Annotated in this window: 14 protein-coding genes; 10 read left to right on the forward strand and 4 right to left on the reverse strand. The window is 42.6% G+C overall.

Features of this window, described 5'->3' with window-relative positions; all coding sequences use genetic code 11:
* Positions 1-34 precede the first annotated feature (34 nt).
* Together HMPREF0106_RS18330 and HMPREF0106_RS18325 are read left to right on the forward strand one after the other, a co-directional pair.
* Positions 35-922, forward strand: coding sequence for a carbohydrate kinase family protein (locus HMPREF0106_RS18330; RefSeq protein WP_008025948.1), 888 nt, complete (start codon positions 35-37; stop codon positions 920-922).
* A gap of 435 nt (positions 923-1,357) precedes the next feature.
* On the forward strand, positions 1,358-4,183 hold the full coding sequence (locus tag HMPREF0106_RS18325; protein WP_316928390.1) for a substrate-binding domain-containing protein: 2,826 nt from the start codon (positions 1,358-1,360) through the stop codon (positions 4,181-4,183).
* Between the two features lie 80 nt (positions 4,184-4,263).
* Here HMPREF0106_RS18325 and HMPREF0106_RS18320 read toward each other — a convergent pair whose 3' ends face one another.
* Positions 4,264-5,652, reverse strand: coding sequence for an LruC domain-containing protein (locus HMPREF0106_RS18320; RefSeq protein WP_009039317.1), 1,389 nt, complete (start codon positions 5,650-5,652; stop codon positions 4,264-4,266).
* A gap of 83 nt (positions 5,653-5,735) precedes the next feature.
* Here HMPREF0106_RS18320 and HMPREF0106_RS18315 point away from each other — a divergent pair, with 83 nt between their 5' ends.
* The 4 genes from HMPREF0106_RS18315 to HMPREF0106_RS18300 all read left to right on the forward strand — a co-directional run bounded on the left by HMPREF0106_RS18315 (position 5,736) and on the right by HMPREF0106_RS18300 (position 9,308).
* Complete coding sequence (locus tag HMPREF0106_RS18315; RefSeq protein ID WP_008644828.1) at positions 5,736-6,074, forward strand: MGMT family protein; 339 nt, start codon at positions 5,736-5,738, stop codon at positions 6,072-6,074.
* A 299-nt stretch (positions 6,075-6,373) separates the two neighbouring features.
* The gene (locus tag HMPREF0106_RS18310) at positions 6,374-7,600 is read left to right on the forward strand and encodes a glycine betaine/L-proline ABC transporter ATP-binding protein (RefSeq protein WP_004311731.1); all 1,227 of its coding nucleotides are present in this window, start codon (positions 6,374-6,376) and stop codon (positions 7,598-7,600) included.
* A complete protein-coding gene (locus HMPREF0106_RS18305) occupies positions 7,597-8,421 on the forward strand; it encodes an ABC transporter permease (RefSeq protein ID WP_004311730.1) in 825 nt (274 codons plus the stop codon). The genes HMPREF0106_RS18310 and HMPREF0106_RS18305 overlap by 4 nt, the downstream gene beginning before the upstream one ends.
* Positions 8,422-8,441: 20 nt before the next feature.
* Positions 8,442-9,308 (forward strand): glycine betaine ABC transporter substrate-binding protein, encoded by an 867-nt coding sequence (locus HMPREF0106_RS18300; protein ID WP_009039318.1) that lies wholly within the window; start codon positions 8,442-8,444, stop codon positions 9,306-9,308.
* Positions 9,309-9,460: 152 nt separating this feature from the next.
* On the opposite strand, the gene nifJ is transcribed toward HMPREF0106_RS18300, so the two are convergent.
* Both nifJ and HMPREF0106_RS18290 read right to left on the reverse strand, forming a co-directional pair.
* Complete coding sequence (gene nifJ, locus HMPREF0106_RS18295; RefSeq protein WP_004300981.1) at positions 9,461-13,009, reverse strand: pyruvate:ferredoxin (flavodoxin) oxidoreductase; 3,549 nt, start codon at positions 13,007-13,009, stop codon at positions 9,461-9,463.
* A 32-nt stretch (positions 13,010-13,041) separates the two neighbouring features.
* A complete protein-coding gene (locus HMPREF0106_RS18290; protein WP_004311727.1) occupies positions 13,042-14,220 on the reverse strand; it encodes an ATP-binding protein in 1,179 nt (392 codons plus the stop codon).
* Between the two features lie 162 nt (positions 14,221-14,382).
* On the opposite strand from HMPREF0106_RS18290, the gene HMPREF0106_RS18285 reads away from it, so the two are divergent.
* The gene (locus HMPREF0106_RS18285; RefSeq protein WP_009039319.1) at positions 14,383-15,585 is read left to right on the forward strand and encodes a hypothetical protein; all 1,203 of its coding nucleotides are present in this window, start codon (positions 14,383-14,385) and stop codon (positions 15,583-15,585) included.
* A 391-nt stretch (positions 15,586-15,976) separates the two neighbouring features.
* Here the strand turns inward: HMPREF0106_RS18285 and HMPREF0106_RS18280 are convergent, their stop codons facing one another.
* Positions 15,977-17,443: a glycoside hydrolase family 10 protein gene (locus HMPREF0106_RS18280; protein WP_008644833.1), complete on the reverse strand. Its 1,467-nt coding sequence runs from the start codon at positions 17,441-17,443 to the stop codon at positions 15,977-15,979.
* A gap of 109 nt (positions 17,444-17,552) precedes the next feature.
* Between HMPREF0106_RS18280 and HMPREF0106_RS18275 the strand changes: the two genes are divergently transcribed.
* Genes HMPREF0106_RS18275 through HMPREF0106_RS18265 form a run of 3 tightly spaced genes read left to right on the forward strand, consistent with a single transcriptional unit; the run spans position 17,553 to position 19,700 of the window.
* Complete coding sequence (locus HMPREF0106_RS18275) at positions 17,553-18,983, forward strand: carbon starvation protein A (RefSeq protein ID WP_004300963.1); 1,431 nt, start codon at positions 17,553-17,555, stop codon at positions 18,981-18,983.
* On the forward strand, positions 18,980-19,210 hold the full coding sequence (locus HMPREF0106_RS18270; RefSeq protein WP_008644834.1) for a hypothetical protein: 231 nt from the start codon (positions 18,980-18,982) through the stop codon (positions 19,208-19,210). Before HMPREF0106_RS18275 ends, HMPREF0106_RS18270 begins: the two co-directional genes overlap by 4 nt.
* Before the next feature lie 4 nt (positions 19,211-19,214).
* Entirely contained in the window at positions 19,215-19,700 is a 486-nt protein-coding gene (locus tag HMPREF0106_RS18265) for an outer membrane beta-barrel protein (RefSeq protein WP_004300961.1), read from the forward strand.
* Positions 19,701-20,036: the final 336 nt, after the last annotated feature.

Raw genomic sequence — 20,036 nt, forward strand, 5'->3', positions numbered from 1 at the left:
TTTATAACTTTGGAAACAATAAAATCCGTAGATCATGAATAATATAATCGTAGGAATGGGTGAGGCACTTTGGGATGTGTTGCCCGAAGGAAAGAAAATAGGTGGTGCTCCGGCAAACTTTGCCTATCATGTATCACAGTTTGGTTTTGACAGTCGCGTGGTGAGTGCCGTTGGCAAAGATGAGTTGGGAGACGAGATTCTGAACGTATTCAACGAGAAGAAACTGAAAACGCAGATTGAACAAGTGGATTATCCTACCGGTACGGTACAAGTGACATTGGATAACGAGGGTGTACCTTGTTACGAAATCAAAGAAGGTGTGGCATGGGATAACATACCTTTTACGGATGAACTGAAACGTTTGGCATTGAGTACGCGTGCCGTTTGCTTCGGTTCCCTGGCTCAACGTAATGAAGTGAGCCGTGCCACTATCAACCGTTTTCTGGATACGATGCCCGATATAGACGGACAACTGAAAATCTTTGATATTAATCTCCGCCAGGACTTCTACACCAAAGAGGTATTGCGCGAATCTTTCCGCCGTTGCAACATTCTGAAGATAAACGACGAAGAACTGGTGACCATCAGCCGTATGTTTGGCTATCCCGGCATCGACTTACAGGATAAATGTTGGATCCTGTTGGCAAAATACAACCTGAAGATGCTGATTCTGACTTGCGGAATTAATGGTAGTTATGTGTTTACCCCGGGTGTTGTCTCTTTCCAGGAGACACCGAGGGTTCCGGTTGCCGATACGGTGGGGGCAGGTGATTCCTTTACGGCTGCTTTCTGTGCTTCCATTTTGAATGGAAAACCGGTTCCCGAAGCTCACAAACTTGCTGTTGAAGTTTCTGCTTATGTCTGCACGCAAAGCGGTGCAATGCCCGAACTTCCGCAGGTTTTGAAAGACAGACTAATGTAATTGTTTGATGGAAAGTAAGTATAGAGGTATATCTCATTCCGTGGGAATATACCTCTTTTTCTTTTTGCATGATTCGTATGATATGAGAGGTAGGGATATAAAAAAAGGAGCAACGCCTTGCTCCAACCTTTGTTAACCTTAAATCTAATACTATGAAAAACACATTGCAAAGATACGGACTTCTGCTAAATCTGCAAATAATCCAAATAAAAAGAGATGTTTTATAACATTTATTGAGTGTTTGTCTTACGCTTTATACTTTTGTTAATAGTTTCCGGTTGAATATTGGGAACTGTTTTGCATTTCTTTGGAGGGTAATGATGAGAATAATTGGGTGATAGATAGCATACTCACAGTTTTATTTCTTATTTTTGTTCTCAATCGTCCATTTGGGTCATAGAAAGAAATACGAAAAAAATGAGAATGATTAGAATGATGGGATATACAAAGTGGATAGCAGTCTTGCTCTGTCTTCTTGGCATGACGGCTTGTCGGCAGGATGCACCGCGTTTCCGTATCGGGGTGGCGCAATGTAGTGATGACTCCTGGCGGCATAAGATGAATGATGAAATTCTCCGCGAAGCAATGTTTTATGATGGAGTATCGGTTGAAATCCGGTCGGCTGCGGATGATAATCGTAAACAGGCGGAAGACGTTCATTATTTTATAGATGAAGGGGTTGACTTATTGATTATCTCTGCCAACGAAGCGGCCCCCATGACTCCGATTGTAGAGGAAGCCTATCAAAAGGGAATACCTGTCATCTTGGTAGACCGGAAGATTCTTTCTGATAAATATACTGCCTATATCGGTGCCGACAATTATGAAATAGGACGTGCGGTAGGCAATTATATTGCGTCGAGCCTGAAAGGAAAAGGGAATGTGGTGGAACTTACCGGACTGGGTGGCTCAACTCCTGCCATGGAACGCCATCAAGGATTTATGGCTGCTATCAGTAACTTTCCGGATATCAAACTGATTGATAAAGCGGATGCTGCGTGGGAGCGTGAACCGGCGGAAGTGGAAATGGATAGTATGCTCCGTCGGCATCCGAAGATAGACGCCGTGTATGCGCATAATGACCGTATCGCTCCGGGAGCTTATCAGGCTGCAAAGAAAGTGGGACGGGAGAAGGAAATGATTTTTGTCGGTATCGACGCTCTCCCCGGCAAAGGTAACGGATTGGAAATGGTGCTCGACAGTGTGTTGAATGCTACTTTTATTTATCCGACCAATGGCGACAAAGTGATGCAACTGGCAATGAATATCCTTGAGAAAAAGCCTTATCCCCGGGAAACGGTCATGAACACTGCGGTGGTCGACCGTACAAATGCGCATGTCATGCAACTTCAGACGACTCATATCTCGGAACTGGATCAGAAGATTGAAACATTGAACGGACGTATCGGCGGATATCTGTCTCGGGTTGCTACACAGCAGGTGGTGATGTATGGCGGTTTGGTCATTCTTCTATTGGTGGCAGGCTTATTATTGGTAGTCTATAAATCTCTCCGTGCTAAAAATCGTCTGAACAAGGAACTTTCCGAGCAGAAGAAACAGCTGGAAGAGCAGCGAGACAAGTTAGAGGAACAACGCGACCAATTAGAAGAACAGCGGGACAAACTGGAAGAGCAACGGGATCAGCTCATCCAGCTTTCTCATCAACTGGAAGAGGCAACGCATGCCAAACTGGTGTTCTTCACAAATATATCTCACGATTTCCGTACTCCGCTTACATTGGTTGCCGATCCGGTAGAACATTTATTGGCCGATCATACACTAAGTGGAGATCAGCATCGAATGTTGATGCTGATTCAACGAAACGTGAATATCCTCTTGCGTCTTGTCAATCAGATTCTGGATTTCCGTAAATACGAGAACGGTAAGATGGAATATACACCTGTTCAGGTAGATGTTCTTTCCTCTTTTGAGGGCTGGAACGAATCATTCCTTGCAGCGGCCCGGAAGAAACACATTCATTTCTCTTTTGATAATATGCCGGATACGGATTACCATACATTGGCGGATATGGAAAAGTTGGAACGTATTTATTTTAATCTGCTTTCCAACGCGTTCAAGTTCACACCGGAAAATGGAAAGATAACGGTTCGTTTATCTTCCTTGATGAAAGAGGATACTCGCTGGATTCGTTTTACTGTTGCCAATACCGGTTCAATGATTTCCGCCGAACATATTCGGAGCATTTTCGATCGTTTTTATAAAATAGACATGCACCATGCCGGTTCGGGAATCGGACTTGCATTGGTCAAAGCTTTCGTTGAATTGCATAAAGGTACAATTTCTGTGGAAAGTGATGAAAAGCAGGGCACTGTCTTTACCGTTGATTTACCGGTACAGACTTGTGAAACTATTCTGGCCGAAGATTCTCTAAAGTCATCAATCTCTGCAGTTCCTTTAAATCCTGCTTCTCCCGGATCTCCCGCCTCTTCCGACCTGAATGAAACTTTAGCTGCCGAAGAAGAGGAACTGGAAAAAGGCTATGATTCTTCCAAGCCTTCCGTTTTGGTAATTGATGATAATGCAGATATCCGTTCGTATGTACGCGGATTACTCCATACCGATTATACTGTAATTGAAGCAGCAGACGGTTCGGAGGGCATCCGCAAAGCAATGAAATATGTCCCGGACTTGATAATCTCTGATGTGATGATGCCCGGTATTGATGGAATAGAGTGTTGCCGTCGTCTGAAAAGCGAACTGCAAACCTGCCATATCCCTGTCATCTTATTGACAGCCTGTTCTTTGGATGAACAACGGATTCAGGGATATGACGGAGGTGCGGATTCTTATATCTCCAAGCCCTTCAGTTCGCAATTGCTGTTGGCACGCGTTCGTAATCTGATAGATTCACATCGCCGCCTGAAACAGTTCTTTGGTGACGGACAAACGTTGGCGAAAGAGGATGTTTGCGATATGGATAAAGACTTTGTGGAAAAATTCAAGACTTTGATTGAAGCAAAGATGGGAGATTCAAATTTGAATGTAGAAGATTTGGGTAAGGATATGGGATTAAGTCGTGTGCAGCTCTATCGCAAAATAAAATCTTTGACTAATTATTCTCCGAATGAATTGCTTCGTATCGCTCGTTTAAAGAAAGCTGCTTCCTTGCTTGCTTCGTCGGATATGACAGTGGCGGAGATTGGTTATGAAGTCGGTTTTAGTTCTCCTTCTTATTTTACCAAATGCTATAAAGAGCAGTTTGGCGAAAGTCCGACAGATTTGCTGAAAAGGAAAGGATAGAATCAAAACTATTCACGTCAGAATACAATAAATCCCGGTAACTTGAATTTTCAATGTTTACCGGGATTTATTGATATGTGTTAGTTATGAATCAATAAACTTTTATCTGCGTTTCCTTGATTATACCAGTTTTGTTCGTTTTTGCCACTACTTTGCGCCCATTTTGCGAATCCTTTATAGGCTTCCAAGAAATTAGCTTTTTCAATAGCATGTGCTGCGTTGCCTGGTACTCTTAATCCCCAAATCAGGCGTCCTGCACTAAAATAATAATTATCATCTTCTTCGTCCCCGTTTGTATATACCGGTAGCAGATTTTTATCATTGAATGGATATTGGTAAGTGATCGGTTCAATACCATTCATATGGATTTCTGTTCCGCTATCATTACGTTTTAAATACAAGTCGAATTCATCGCCTTCTAATATTTCCTTTACTTCTTTTCTCTTTTTTAGGGTGATCAGAATATTGATCTCCGGTAAATCACTTGTTGCTACCAAAGCATTCTTTTCTGTATTATAATATTGGCTGCCTGCAGGTTTAGCCAGATTCTTAATTAAAGGGCTGTAATCAATGATAAGATGTTTATTGGGGACAAGTTCTACTCCGTCGATCGCAGGAATCACGTTTTTAGTTTCATAAACTTCTATACTTTCCACTTCGTCAGAATCTATTTCTTTCAGTCTTAAATAAGGGGAATAAGGGAATATTCCTCCGATAGCTTTTAGACGTAACCCTATTTGTATATACTGCGCAGTGTATTTTTTGTCAACCTTTCTAATACCTTGGAACTGCACCTTATAATTGACTACAAAATCATTAAAGTCATAATCTCCTAATGATGGAAATTGGTCTTCAAACATGATTGTTCCCCAACCATCTTTGGGATGAAAAATGACTCCTTTTGACAATTGGATGTCATCTTCTATATCATGCCCACGAGTGATTGACCGGGTGGTGTTAGATTTGGATTTGGCATCATTAGCAATGTTCAGTGAGAAACTTCTATCTGCATTTACAGGTATGGCTACTTTTTTGGTTTCATTGGTGCTGGTTTTGTACTGGGCATACAATGTATTTACGTAGGTTGGGATGCTCAAAGGGAGACTTGAAATTTCTGTATCTACAGGAATGTCGGCTATTTTCTCTTCTTTACTACATGCTTCATCCAAAAAGAAGGAAACCATAGTGGGGGTAGTAGCAGCTACTGTTCCTGCGGCTACTTGAGTTAATTTCCATTGAAAGCCTGCGGGTATATCCAGGTCTTTTACTTGAATTTCTTTTTCAGGTTGCTTGCTTTCATCATAAAGGTTCTTCTCACAGGAGCTGAAAGCGAATACTCCAAATAAACAAGAAGCGAATAGAATTGTCTTCTTTTTCATAACAGCAGTGCTTGTTTTGTTAATAATAGGGTTGCTTTTAATGGGTACAAAGGTCGGGATTATTTGTAAATAAAGCAAATAAAGTTGCATATTTTATTTGAAATACTTTTATTATTTGCAAATTCTTTCCTTTTTATCTAGTTTTGGAACTGAAATAAAGTAATGTTTGAGTGATGAAAGATTATAAAGTAGACAAAGCGAGTCTCTCCGCATCCTTTTGTCAAGAGGTGTATCAGGTTGTTCGGGAAATTCCGGTAGGTAAAGTTTCTACCTATGGGGGAATTGCCGCATTATTGGGAATGCCTCAATGTTCCCGTATGGTGGGGCGTGCTTTGAAACAGATTCCGGATGATTTATCTGCGCCTTGTCATCGGGTTGTCAATGCATCGGGACGCCTTGTTCCGGGTTGGACAGAGCAGAAACAACTCTTGTTGGAAGAAGGGATCTCTTTCAAACAAAATGGATGCGTAGACTTGAAAAAGCATCTTTGGAATTACTCCGTACCTGAATGAAATTTGCATATTTAATCTATTTTCCTTACCTTTGTGCCAACAATATGCAAGAACAGACTGTTATTTATTTATGAAAATACTGTTTTCTACTGTTCATTAAGAGGATAATCTTATCAAATTCTATTCCTTTTAAACTACTCTGTCTGTTTTTTTTAAACCATTTAAAAAACGTCGGACCGTCATGTTATCATGTGACATGACTGAACCATGCGAACATTCAACTTGTTTATCGTAAGTGAGAATAAGGAATGCGGCAGTTGAAAACAAAACAAATATTATAATCTAAACCAATATATTATATGAGTAAAATAGAAATAAAGGATTTGTACCTTATCTTTGGTAACGAGAAGCAGAAAGCCCTCAAGATGTTGAAAAAAGATAAGAGTAAAGAGGAAATTCTGAAAGATACCGGTTGTACGGTAGGAGTGAAAGATGCCAATCTTTCAATTAATGAAGGAGAGTTTTTCGTGATAATGGGACTCTCGGGAAGTGGAAAATCGACATTACTGCGTTGTATCAATCGTCTGATACGTCCTACTACCGGGCAAGTGCTTGTAAACGGAGTAGATATATCTAAAATTTCCGAAAAAGAATTATTGCAGGTTCGTCGGAAAGAGCTGGCGATGGTTTTCCAGAATTTCGGTCTGTTACCTCACCGTTCCGTATTGAGCAATATCGCGTTCGGCCTCGAACTTCAGGGAGTGAAGAAAGAGGAACGTGAGAAGAAAGCGATGGAAAGCATGAAGCTTGTCGGATTGAAAGGATATGAAAATCAGATGGTGGGCGAGCTTTCCGGTGGAATGCAACAGCGTGTCGGACTGGCCCGCGCTCTGGCTAATAATCCCGAAGTACTTCTAATGGATGAGGCTTTCTCTGCGCTCGATCCTCTGATTCGTGTGCAAATGCAGGATGAACTGCTGGCTTTGCAGTCGAAGATGAAAAAAACAATTGTCTTTATTACCCATGACTTGAGTGAAGCGATTAAACTGGGCGACCGTATTGCTATTATGAAAGACGGAGAGGTGGTGCAGGTAGGTACTTCAGAAGAAATACTGACCGAACCGGCTAACGATTATGTAGCCCGTTTTGTTGAAAACGTGGACAGGAGTAAAATTATTACCGCTTCTTCTTTAATGATTGACAAACCACTGGTGGCCCGTCTGAAGAAAGAGGGACCTGAAGTATTGATTCGTAAGATGCGTGCGAAGAATATCACCGTATTACCTGTCATAGACGCCGATGATAAACTGGTCGGAGAAGTACGTCTGAACGACCTGCTTAAGTTACGTAGCAGACAGGAAAAATCCATTGAAACGATTGTGCGTACCGAAGTACATTCTGTATTGGAGGATACAGTGTTGGAGGATATACTTCCTTTAATGACAAAGAGCAATTCGCCGGTATGGGTGATTGATGAGACGCATGAGTTTTTAGGAACAATCCCGCTTTCCTCCTTAATCATCGAAGTGACGGGGAAAGATAAAGAAGAAATAAACGAAATAATTCAAAACGCAATAGATTTATGATAAATATAGGACAATATATAGAGACGGTCATCAATTGGATGATGGTACATTTTTCCACTTTCTTTGATGCCATAAATGCAGGCATCGGTAGTTTTATTATAGGATTCCAACACGTACTTTTTGGAATACCTTTTTATATAACCATTCTAGTGCTTGCTGCACTCGCATGGATGAAGGCAGGACGTGGTACGGCAATTTTCACCGCATTGGGATTATTACTGATTTATGGAATGGGATTTTGGGAGGCTACTATGCAAACCCTGGCTCTTGTTTTTTCATCTACCTGTCTGGCCCTGATTGTTGGTGTACCTTTAGGAGTGTGGACGGCAAACAGTCCGCGTGCAGAGAAAATACTTCGTCCTGTTCTCGACTTAATGCAGACGATGCCTGCTTTTGTTTATCTGATTCCTGCCGTTTTGTTTTTCGGATTGGGAGCAGTGCCGGGAGTGTTTGCCACCATTATCTTTGCTATGCCTCCTGTGGTCCGCCTTACTGGATTGGGAATTCGGCAAGTTCCTAAAAATGTAGTGGAAGCTTCCCGTTCGTTCGGGGCTACCCGTTGGCAGTTATTGTATAAAGTGCAGCTTCCTTTGGCGTTGCCAACCATCCTGACAGGTGTCAATCAGACAATAATGATGTCGCTTTCTATGGTTGTCATTGCTGCCATGATTGCTGCCGGTGGTCTGGGAGAAATTGTATTGAAAGGTATTACCCAAATGAAAATCGGACTTGGGTTTGAAGGTGGTATCGCAGTTGTTATTTTAGCTATCATCTTAGACCGTATCACACAAGGAATGGCAGGACGAAAAAATAAGAACTAAACGGAAAGGATAAAATACGTATGAGAATATATAAAATAGTAGGAATAGCATTGTCAGCTATGCTTTTGCTGGCTTCCTGTACTAATTCAGACTTAGAGAAAAAGAAAGTAAAAATAGCCTATGCCAATTGGTTGGAAGGTATTGCCATGAGCCATTTGGCTAAGGTGGTATTGGAAGAACATGGATATGAGGTTGAACTGCAAAATGCGGATCTTGCCCCTATTTTTGTATCTATGTCAGGAAAGAAATCTGATGTCTTTCTGGATGCATGGTTACCAATAACGATGAAAGATTATATGGATCAGTATGGAGACAGCATCGAATTTCTGGGTGAGGTATATGGAGAAGCCCGTGTAGGACTGGTTGTTCCTCAATATGTTACGATCCAGTCTATTAGTGAGCTGGAAGCTAACAAAGACCGTTTTTCTTCCGAAATAGTGGGAATTGATGCCGGAGCAGGGATAATGAAGACGACCGATAAGGCCATTGCTGCTTACGGACTTGATGGGTATACCCTCATGACTTCAAGTAGTTCCACCATGCTGGCTTCTTTGAAAAAAGCGATGGACAAAGGAGAATGGATTGTCATCACGGGGTGGACACCGCATTGGATGTTCGACCAGTTTGACTTGAAATTCTTGGATGATCCGAAGAAAGTATATGGAGACTTGGAAGAAATACATGCTATTGCATGGAAAGGATTCAGTGAGAAAGATCCGTTTGCTGCCGAATTCTTTGGCAACATCAAACTAACGACAGAAGAACTTAGCTCTTTTATGACAGCTATGAAGGATGCCCGGATGGATGAAGAAGAAATAGCCCGTAAATGGATGGATGAACATCGGCAGTTGGTGGATAGTTGGATTCCGAAGTCAGAGAATAAATAGATTGGAGCATTGTTATTCTTAATTTTAAATATAAAATAGACATGAACTCTAGTGGAAAAAAGGGAGTATTGTTTATGTTAGACAGAGTTCATACAATAAAAAAACGGTAATCTTCTACAAGATTACCGTTTTATATTTATAGGGTATTACTATTATTCAGCACCCCAGTTTTCTCTAGCCAAACGTTTGTAGCTGTTGTAACGCCATTTAGCGTTTTCTTCAGCAGCTTTAAACAGTTCTTCAGCTTCAGCAGGATATTGTTTCATTACAGAAGCGTAACGAACTTCACCCTTCAAGAAACCTTGGAAATCTTCCCAGTTCGGTTCTTTGCTATCCAATTGGAATGGGTTCTTGCCTTCTTCTTCCAAAGCCGGGTTGTAACGCCACAAGTGCCAGTAACCGCACTTAACAGCTTTTTCTTCTTCTTCCTGGCTCTTACCCATACCTGCTTTCAGACCGTGGTTGATACATGGAGCATAAGCGATAATCAAAGATGGTCCCGGATATGCTTCAGCTTCACGGATAGCTTTCAGAGTTTGAGCTTGGTCAGCACCCATAGCGATCTGTGCAACATATACATAACCGTAAGTAGTAGCCATCAGACCGAGGTCTTTCTTACGTACGCGCTTACCAGCAGCAGCGAACTTAGCGATAGCACCTACCGGAGTAGCTTTAGAAGACTGACCACCTGTGTTAGAGTAAACTTCAGTATCCAGAACGAGGATGTTAACGTCCTTACCGGAAGCGATTACATGGTCAAGACCACCATAACCGATATCGTAAGAAGCACCGTCACCACCAATGATCCACTGGCTGCGTTTTACAAGATATTGTTGCAGTTCAGCGATTTGTTTGCAGTGGTTACATTTATCCTTGTTAGCTTCAACAACCGGAATGATCTTAGCAGCCAATTCCTTAGTCTTGTCCGCATCCAGCATATTGTTGATCCATTCAGCGAACAGTTCTTTTACTTCAGCAGGAGTGCAATCAGCAGCAATAGCCTCGTTCATCACTTTCACGAGACGAGCACGCATCTTTTCGTTAGCCAGTTCCATACCCAAACCGAATTCACAGAAGTCTTCGAACAGTGAGTTAGCCCAAGCAGGACCGTGTCCGTTTTCGTTTGTAGTATACGGAGTAGAAGGAACAGAACCAGAGTAGATAGAAGAACATCCGGTAGCGTTAGCAACCATTTCACGGTCACCGAACAATTGAGAAATCAATTTCACGTATGGAGTTTCACCACAACCAGAGCAAGCGCCGGAGAACTCAAACAACGGAGTAGCGAACTGTGAGTTCTTCACGTTAGCCTTGATATCAACAAGATGTTGTTTAGTCTTCACGTTTTCAGCACAGTAAGTCCAGTTTTCAGCTTGAGCCAATTGGCTTTCGAGGTGTTTCATTGTCAATGCTTTGCCACCCTTCTTCGGATTACCCGGACAGATGTCAGCACAGTTACCGCAACCCAGACAGTCGAGAACGTCCACCTGGATACGGAATGTCATACCGTCGAATGCTTTACCTACAGCTTTCAGTTGTTCGAACTTAGCACCCTTCTGCTCTTCAGCGTCGAGTACGAACGGACGGATAGAAGCGTGAGGACAAACGTATGCACACTTGTTACACTGGATACAGTTTTCCGGATTCCATTCAGGAACGAATGCAGCTACACCACGTTTTTCGTATTTAGCAGTACCTTGATACCAAGTACCGTCTTCGATACCCTTGAATGCAGATACCGGCAACAAGTCACCGTCTTGTGCATTGATCGGACGAACTACTTCGTTGATGAATGCAGGATCGTTGTTTTCAGCTTTTGCGTCATCCGGAAGGTTAGCCCAAGCAGGATCAACAGCCAAAGTCTTGTATTCACCACCACGGTCAACGGCAGCATAGTTCTTGTTAACAACGTCTTCACCCTTCTTGCCGTAAGACTTAACGATGAATTTCTTCATCTGCTCAACAGCTTGTTCTACAGGAATAACGCCTGTGATACGGAAGAATGCAGATTGAAGGATTGTGTTGGTACGGTTACCCAAACCAATTTCCAGTGCAATCTGTGTTGCGTTGATATAGTATACAGAAATGTTGTTCTGTGCGAAATATTTCTTAACCTTGTTAGGCAGGTTCTTAGCCAGTTCTTCACCTTCCCAGATTGTGTTCAATAAGAAAGAACCGTTCTTACGCAAACCACGAGTTACATCGTACATGTGCAGGTAAGCCTGGACGTGACAAGCAACGAAGTTCGGAGTGTTTACCAAATAAGTTGAACGGATCGGATTATCACCGAAACGCAAGTGAGAACAAGTGAAACCACCCGACTTCTTAGAGTCATAAGAGAAGTAAGCCTGGCAGTGTTTGTCAGTGTTGTCACCGATAATCTTTACAGAGTTCTTGTTAGCACCTACTGTACCGTCAGCACCCAAACCGTAGAATTTAGCTTCGAACATACCTTCGCCGCCTAAAGCGATTTCTTCTTTTTGAGGAAGAGAAGTGAAAGTAACGTCGTCTACGATACCGATAGTGAAGTGGTTCTTCGGCATTGGCATAGCCAAGTTTTCGAATACTGAAAGGATTTGAGCAGGAGTAGTATCTTTTGAACCCAAACCGTAGCGACCGCCAACGATAACCGGAGCATTTTCTGCACCGTAGAAGCAGTCTTTAACGTCAAGGTAAAGAGGTTCGCCGTTAGCACCCGGTTCTTTAGTACGGTCAAGAACTGCGATAGTCTTAGCAGTCTTAGGTACAGCAGCCAGGAAGTGTTTAGCAGAGAACGGACGATACAGGTGTACGGCAACCATACCCACTTTTTCGCCGTTTGCTACCAGGTAGTCGATAGCTTCGCGGGCAGCTTCTGTTACAGAACCCATAGCGATAATTACGCGTTCTGCATCTTCTGCACCATAGTAATCGAACAAACCGTATTTACGACCTGTGATCTTAGAAATTTCATTCATGTATTCTTCTACGATAGCAGGAACTGCTTCGTAGTAGTTGTTGCATGATTCACGATGTTGGAAGAAATGGTCAGGATTTTCAGCCATACCACGAGCTACCGGTTTCATCGGGTTCAGTGCGCGGGCACGGAATTCAGCCAAAGCTTCTTGGTCGATCAGCGGAGCAAGATCATCATTTTCCAACATTTCAATCTTTTGGATTTCGTGAGATGTACGGAAACCATCGAAGAAGTTCATGAACGGAACGCGAGATTTGATGGTAGCCAAGTGAGCAACACCAGCCAAATCCATAACTTCCTGTACAGAGCCTTCAGCCAACATAGCAAAGCCAGTCTGACGAGCTGACATTACGTCTTGGTGGTCACCGAAGATACACAATGCGTGAGAAGCCAATGTACGAGCAGATACATGGAATACGCAAGGCAAGAACTCACCGGCAATTTTGTACATGTTAGGGATCATCAGGAGAAGACCCTGGGAAGCAGTGTAAGTAGTAGTCAACGCACCAGCCTGAAGAGAACCGTGAACTGCACCGGCAGCACCACCTTCAGATTGCATTTCCTGTACTAATACTGTTTCGCCGAAGATGTTCTTACGTCCTGCGGCAGCCCATTCGTCTACGTACTCAGCCATAGTCGAAGAAGGAGTGATGGGGTAGATAGCTGCTACTTCAGAGAACATATACGAGATATGCGCTGCAGCCTGGTTACCATCACAAGTGATGAATTTCTTCTGTTTAGTCATAACTAAATTAAATATTTAAGTAAATAAATCTTTTAATATAAAAAGCCGAACATCCAGAGAGGTATCTGGTTGCCCCGACCTATTTCAGCCTTATGCAACGCGTACGTTACATTCGGATTGTTCTTGATCTTTGCGCCTTCCTGGCAAATTTTGAACGGCATTACTTCGTCCACCATAAAAGAGACGTTTTTATCTCCTTTATGTACCTTATGGTCTTTCCATAAAGAATTTGCAAAGAATGTGTCAAGCACATCCTGCTCTTCCACTTTCACCGGATAGATGGAATACATCAGGTTGGAGTTGTGCATCATTATCTTTGAAGGTTTTTTAGGGAATTCTTCCCCTTTCGGATAAACCAGATTAATGAGTCGCGCATCTGCCAGATACTTGATATAGTTCATCACCGTGGCGCGAGATGTCTGTATGTCGCTTGCCAGTTGGCTCACATTTGGAGCCTTCGGCCCGTCGACAGCGAGCAAATATAGTAATTTTTTTATCTTTGAAAGATATTTCAGTTCAATTTGTTTGATGAGAAGTATATCTACTTCCACCATCATGTTCATCGTTTTCAGTAAATTCTCCGAAAAGTTACGCTTTTCGAGGAAGAACGGATAGAAGCCGTGGTGCAGATAATCCTGGAAATAATCCAACGGACGAACTTTGGAGAGTACTCCTTTGGCAATCTGTTCGTGAGTGCTAAGAATTTCTTCGAGGCTATATGCCCTGAATTTCATGCCTGTTTGCAAGTTTAGGAATTCACGGAAAGAAAATCCACGCAGGTTATAGCTCTTGGCGATATCACGTAATTCAAGATTTTCTTCTTTCAGTCGCATCACGGACGAGCCGGTGAAGACAATTTTCAGGTTAGGAAAACGGTCGTAACACATGCGTAACTCTTTGCTCCATTCCGGATGTTTGAACACCTGGTCGATCAACAATACTTTTCCGCCACGTTTCTGAAATTCGTTGGCGAAGTCTACAATGCTGTGGCCCGAGAAATAGAAGTTGTTCATGTTGATGAACAGACAGGAACGGTCGTTCCCGAATTTCTCTTTGGCGTATTGGAGAAGGAAAGTGGTTTTTCCTACGCCACGTGTCCCTTTGATACCAATCAGGCGGTCGCTCCAGTCGATCTCGTCCATAAGATCGCGGCGAACGGGGGCATTGGTGTGCTCAACGAGGTAGGCGTGTGTGCGGTAGAATGATTCCATTTCAGTTCTTTGTTTTTCGGGTGGCAAATATACTGCTTTTTTTAGGATTTGCAAAGTAGAGATGGCAAAATTGTGTGTTTAATTCCAACTTTCTGTTTATTGTAGTCATTCCTGACTATTTCCTGTATATATTTGCAGAATAAAGTATTGAATTCATTTGAAATGACAAAAAGGGCTCTTTATATATTCAATCCGGAACATGACTTGGCGTTGGCCAGCGGTGAAACTAATTATATGGCTCCGGCTTCGGCCAGACGTATGGCTTCCGAGTTGGCTTTGCTTCCGATGTGGTATGCAGAGGAGGGGAGTGCTGTATTAGCTCCTTCCGCTTATAATCTGGATTATTTGAAGCAAATGCAGGAATTGCTGGGAGTTTCGATTCATTTGATGACTGAACCGGAACTTGCTGTCGGACCGGATTTGGATATTCGTCCTTGGGGATGGGATTTAGCTTTGCGGAAGCGGCTTTCAGGGCTGGGCGTGGATGAAGCCCTGCTTCCTTCTATGGAGCAATTAAACGGTTTGCGGGAATACTCCCATCGTTCTAAAGCCGTCTCATTGCTTCCGGAATTACAACTGAATGAATATTTCTGCGGAGAATCTTATTATTTGAAGACACAGGAAGAATGGAAAACCTTTGTGGAAGAGCGGGAATGCTGCCTGTTGAAAGCTCCGCTTTCGGGAAGCGGTAAAGGCTTGAACTGGTGTAAAGGCATATTTACTCCTTTTATATCCGGTTGGTGTACGCGTGTGGCTGCTTCGCAGGGTGGAATCATTGCGGAACCTATATATAATAAGGTAGAGGACTTTGCCATGGAGTTTTATTCCGATGGTACAGGTGAAGTGACATTTATGGGATATTCCCTCTTCCATACCGGAAAGAGTGGAATGTATGAAGGGAATCGTTTGTTTTCTAATGAGGCAATCTGGAAACAACTTTCGCAATATGTCCCTTCAAAGGTTCTGACGGATTTGGAAAACTGTTTGAAATACAGACTTTCTGCGTTGGTAGGAACCGTTTATAAAGGTTATCTTGGAGTTGATATGATGATTTGTCGGTTTCCGGAAAATGAAAAGCCGTTTTTTCGGATTCATCCCTGTGTGGAAATTAATCTGCGCATGAATATGGGAGTTGTTGCGCGTTTTTTATATGACCGTTATGTACGTTCTGATTCAACAGGGCGTTTTGTGATTGATTATCATCCTTCGGAAGGTGAAGCCTTGCAGGAACATGAACGAATGTCCGCAACTTATCCGTTGGAAATCAGGGAAGGTAGAGTGTACTCCGGTTATTTACCTTTGGTTCATGTTCATAGGAGAAGTTGTTATCGGGCGTGGATATGGGTAACTCCTGATAATATTTAACTTACGGTATCAGATAGCCTTTATCGTCGATCTGCTTCAATGTCGCTTCTGCCGTGTAATCCGCGTCTAAATATATTCCTTTTTGCACCGGATTTGAATAGATATTAGATGCATCGGAATTTTATTTACTCTAGTAACAAAGAAAAAACGCTTAGTAGTAGAGTTCTATCTGACACCCGGGTCTCAATGGTACTGACACCCGGGTGTTGGCATACCTGAGACCCGGGTGTCATAGATGCTGAGACCCGGGTCTCAGATAGATTGTTTATACAGTGGAGAAAAATCTAAACTATATTATTTAATTTCTTTCCGTGCGGATCAGTTCATTTCTGCACCGTTTCACTCATTTCTATACCGTTTTGAAACAATAAGTCGATTCTAAATACCAGGTTTACTGCTGATCCGTTTGTTCCTGTGTCTCTGTACTTTCATTTCCATAGCGGTCAATAGCGGTCACTGCGAAATGCTTTTTTGTATTCCACGGCAGGATAGGGGCATACACGTAACTAGTTTCTCGGATATTTTGCGCAATGATATTTTCCGGTCGGTTGATATCTACCGGATAATCGTTAGAAGCATAAATAACATACATGGGCTTGTTGCGCTGATCGTTATCAGTAGCAGCCTGCCAGGTTAATTCGGTATATCCATTATCGATGTGGGTAATTTTCAGTGCAGAAGGAGCAGTTGGCGCAACATTATCTAACCATGGCATCGGAGGCTGTAAAGCAGGGTATGCATAAAAATTCTCGGATAATTCATCATAAATACCCTGTGTATTCTCCATCAGGTATTTCACCCGGTAATGCCCTTCACCCGCCATTTTCTGCTTGCGGATAAAGTTCATCTGACGATCTATTTCGTCGCGTGTCCATTTGCCTTCATCGGGATGGAGAAAATAAATGCCGAGTCCCGGAATCACCTGCCGTCCGTTGCTCTGTTCCTGCCAGTCGAGGGCAAAAGGGTAGAAATTGTTTCCCTGGAAATACATCATCGGATAAATCTGATCCATAATACCTTCTCCCATCCAACCTTGCGGGTCCTGATAAACGGTAAAGAAAGCATTCCATCCCCGGGAGGGGTAACGAGAAGTATCCCGGTATTTACCTACCGGGCAGGTACTAACTTTCACCCAAGGCTTCATAGCTTTTACACCTTTATATATATAACGTACAATTTCGGAGATATTATCCCGGCGCCACTGATCCAGGGTGCGTCCTTTATTATATCGGCGGAAATCATATTTATCAGGAAAAAGAGGAGCATTCTCTGGATAACGCAGATAGTCGAAATGCACTCCGTCCACATCATAACCGCTAACGACTTCCCGCACCAGTTTCATCAAATACTCCTTCGTTGCCGGATGTCCCGGATTGAGGAAATATTCGCGCTTGTAAGGAACGCATATTTCTTTCATCCGCTTGGTGACAGACTGACTGCCGAGCGAAGCAACATGCTTCTTATTCCCTAGTGGGATAGTTACCATCCAGGCATGACATTCCATCCCTCGCTTATGACATTCTTCAATGGCAAAAGCCAGTGGATCATATCCTGGATTTCCTCCTGTTTTTCCGGTCAGGATCGAATTGAAAGGTTCGATTGCTGAAGGATATAATACATCTCCACGAGTACGGGTTTGAAATAGGACAGTGTTGAAGTTGGCAGCCTTTAACTTATCAAGAATATCTATTAACTCTTCTTTCTGCTTGCGGATTGTTTGAGGGTTTGTCGCACGTGTGCGAGGCCAATCCAGTCCGTACACCGCTGTCACCCATGCGGCACGAACTTCGTGCTTGGGTTGCGCAACAATTGAGAGGAAAGGAAACAAAAGTGAAAGAATGAAAATAGTATAGCGCATATCCTTTATTTTTTGTTTTAAATCCCTGCAAAGTTAGTAAAAGTGTCGGTATTGTTGGGCTGTTTCGTGAGATTATGTTACATTTGCCAAGTTAAAAAAACGACACGCTATGATTACATTTACTCTATGCCTGCTGGCGTTGATAGTAGGCTATTTTACGTATGGACGCCTGATGGAACGCGTCTTTGGTCCTGACGACCGTAAAACACCGGCTCTTACCAAGGCGGATGGAGTGGACTATATTCCATTGCCCACTTGGAAGATTTTCATGATTCAATTTCTCAATATTGCCGGATTAGGTCCTATTTTCGGAGCAATCATGGGAGCGAAATTTGGTAGCTCTTCATACTTGTGGATTGTGCTGGGAAGTATTTTTGCGGGGGCAGTGCATGATTATTTTGCCGGAATGCTTTCTTTGCGTAATGGAGGTGAAAGCCTGCCGGAAATAATAGGGCGTTATTTGGGACTGACTACCAAGCAGGTGATGAGAGGATTCACTGTCATTTTAATGATTCTGGTGGGTTCGGTTTTTGTTGCAGGTCCTGCCGGATTGTTGGCTAAACTGACACCGGAAAGTTTGGATGCTACGTTTTGGATTATCGTTGTATTTGCATATTATATTCTGGCTACTTTGCTGCCTGTTGATAAAATAATAGGTAAAATCTACCCATTGTTTGCGGTTGCCTTGTTGTTTATGGCAGTAGGCATTTTGGTGATGCTCTATGTTAACCATCCGGCTTTGCCGGAGTTATGGGACGGATTGCAAAATACGAACCCGGAAGCGAGCGAACTTCCTATCTTCCCGATTATGTTTGTGAGTATTGCTTGTGGTGCCATTTCAGGTTTCCATGCTACGCAAAGCCCATTGATGGCCCGTTGTATGACTTCGGAACGGCATGGACGTCCGGTATTTTACGGTGCAATGATTACCGAGGGCATTGTTGCTCTTATTTGGGCTGCTGCCGCTACTTATTTTTTCCATGAAAACGGAATGGAAGAAAGCAATGCTTCTGTTATCGTTGATGCTATTACAAAAGAATGGTTGGGAGCAATCGGCGGAGTACTTGCCATTTTGGGAGTGATTGCAGCTCCGATAACTTCGGGTGATACGGCTTTCCGTTCGGCACGTCTGATTGTGGCAGACTTTCTGGGAATGGAACAAAAAAGTATGCGCCGTCGTTTGTACATTTGTATTCCGATGTTTATAGTGGCTATTGGTTTGCTTTTGTATAGTTTGCGTGATGCAAACGGATTTAATATGATATGGCGTTATTTTGCCTGGGCAAATCAGACATTGGCTGTGTTTACCTTGTGGGCTATAACAGTTTTTCTGGCGGTATCCAAGAAACCTTATATCATTACTTTGGTACCGGCACTGTTTATGACATGTGTATGTTCTACTTATATATGTATTGCTCCTGAAGGATTAGGACTCTCGCATACAGTCTCCTATGGCGTTGGTATAGCGTGTGTAATGGTTGCGACTGTTTGGTTCTATATCTGGATAAATAAGCAAAAAACAAGAAAATTATCAGAATGAAGAAAATAAGAAAATCAACAGGAGTGGCGCTTGCATTCCTTATTTATGTATCCGTAACAGCGGCTTATTTGTTGCCTCGTAATACGGAAGTCAGCCTGACAGAGAAAATAATTACGGTGGCAGTTTCTTATGTCATCGTCTTCCTTCTTTGGCTGGTGCTTCGGAAAAAGGAACAAATGCGTGAACGCCGCAAAAAAGACGAACAATCTATTCACTTAAAAAAGTAAGTTTATGAAGAAATTAGCTTTGGCTCTTTGCTTATTGGCAGTCTCTTTTACTGCACAGGCGCAATTTGAGAAAGGAACTACGATTATTAATCCTTCATTATCGGGGTTGGACTTTTCGTATAGTAAAAACGATAAAGCAAAATTTGGAGTTGGTGCACAGGTCGGTACATTCTTTGCCGAAGGTATTGCCTTGATGGTTAATGCCGGAGCCGACTGGTCGAAACCGGTAGATGAGTATACACTGGGTACAGGAGTACGTTTCTACTTCAATAAAACTGGTATTTATTTGGGTGGCGGACTCGACTGGAACCGCTTCCGTTGGAGTGGTGGAAAACATCAGACAGACTGGGGACTGGGCATCGAAGCCGGATACGCTTACTTCCTTTCGCGTACGGTGACCATTGAACCTGCCGTTTATTATAAATGGCGTTTCAATGATGGAGATATGTCGCGTTTCGGTGTGAAGATTGGATTCGGTTTCTACTTGTAAGAGAGATTGATTTTTTTCATATATTAAGCCCTGCAGATATAGAACTTCTGCAAGGGCTTAATTACATAGGGATATTCAGTAAATGTTCCTCTTTCTAAAAAATCAAGAGAAAAGCTTTGCTTTACGTGAGCTTTTCTCTTGATTTTTTCGTTCAACTCTCCCAGTCTTCTATCTTTTTTGTAGAATATTGTTTACATATTCTTATTTTTTCCTTCCCACCCATGCATTATGTACATGTCTTTTTTAGGGGAAGTTAAAACCTCTCCTGTTTTTCCTGTTATTTTAGTTAGATTATGCTGCCTTTCTTTTTTTCTTTTCGACCTTTTCTATCATACA

This window comes from Bacteroides sp. D22, from assembly GCF_000163675.1.
Classification (GTDB): domain Bacteria; phylum Bacteroidota; class Bacteroidia; order Bacteroidales; family Bacteroidaceae; genus Bacteroides; species Bacteroides xylanisolvens.

Coding starts and splice junctions, on each gene's coding strand:
- HMPREF0106_RS18285 (WP_009039319.1), top strand. CDS start 14,383: ATGACAAAAAGGGCTCTTTATATATTCAATCCGGAACATGACTTGGCG.
- HMPREF0106_RS18305 (WP_004311730.1), top strand. CDS start 7,597: ATGATAAATATAGGACAATATATAGAGACGGTCATCAATTGGATGATG.
- HMPREF0106_RS18290 (WP_004311727.1), bottom strand. CDS start 14,220: ATGGAATCATTCTACCGCACACACGCCTACCTCGTTGAGCACACCAAT.
- HMPREF0106_RS18280 (WP_008644833.1), bottom strand. CDS start 17,443: ATGCGCTATACTATTTTCATTCTTTCACTTTTGTTTCCTTTCCTCTCA.
- HMPREF0106_RS18265 (WP_004300961.1), top strand. CDS start 19,215: ATGAAGAAATTAGCTTTGGCTCTTTGCTTATTGGCAGTCTCTTTTACT.
- nifJ (WP_004300981.1), bottom strand. CDS start 13,009: ATGACTAAACAGAAGAAATTCATCACTTGTGATGGTAACCAGGCTGCA.
- HMPREF0106_RS18300 (WP_009039318.1), top strand. CDS start 8,442: ATGAGAATATATAAAATAGTAGGAATAGCATTGTCAGCTATGCTTTTG.
- HMPREF0106_RS18310 (WP_004311731.1), top strand. CDS start 6,374: ATGAGTAAAATAGAAATAAAGGATTTGTACCTTATCTTTGGTAACGAG.
- HMPREF0106_RS18320 (WP_009039317.1), bottom strand. CDS start 5,652: ATGCAACTTTATTTGCTTTATTTACAAATAATCCCGACCTTTGTACCC.
- HMPREF0106_RS18275 (WP_004300963.1), top strand. CDS start 17,553: ATGATTACATTTACTCTATGCCTGCTGGCGTTGATAGTAGGCTATTTT.
- HMPREF0106_RS18325 (WP_316928390.1), top strand. CDS start 1,358: ATGGGATATACAAAGTGGATAGCAGTCTTGCTCTGTCTTCTTGGCATG.
- HMPREF0106_RS18315 (WP_008644828.1), top strand. CDS start 5,736: ATGAAAGATTATAAAGTAGACAAAGCGAGTCTCTCCGCATCCTTTTGT.
- HMPREF0106_RS18270 (WP_008644834.1), top strand. CDS start 18,980: ATGAAGAAAATAAGAAAATCAACAGGAGTGGCGCTTGCATTCCTTATT.
- HMPREF0106_RS18330 (WP_008025948.1), top strand. CDS start 35: ATGAATAATATAATCGTAGGAATGGGTGAGGCACTTTGGGATGTGTTG.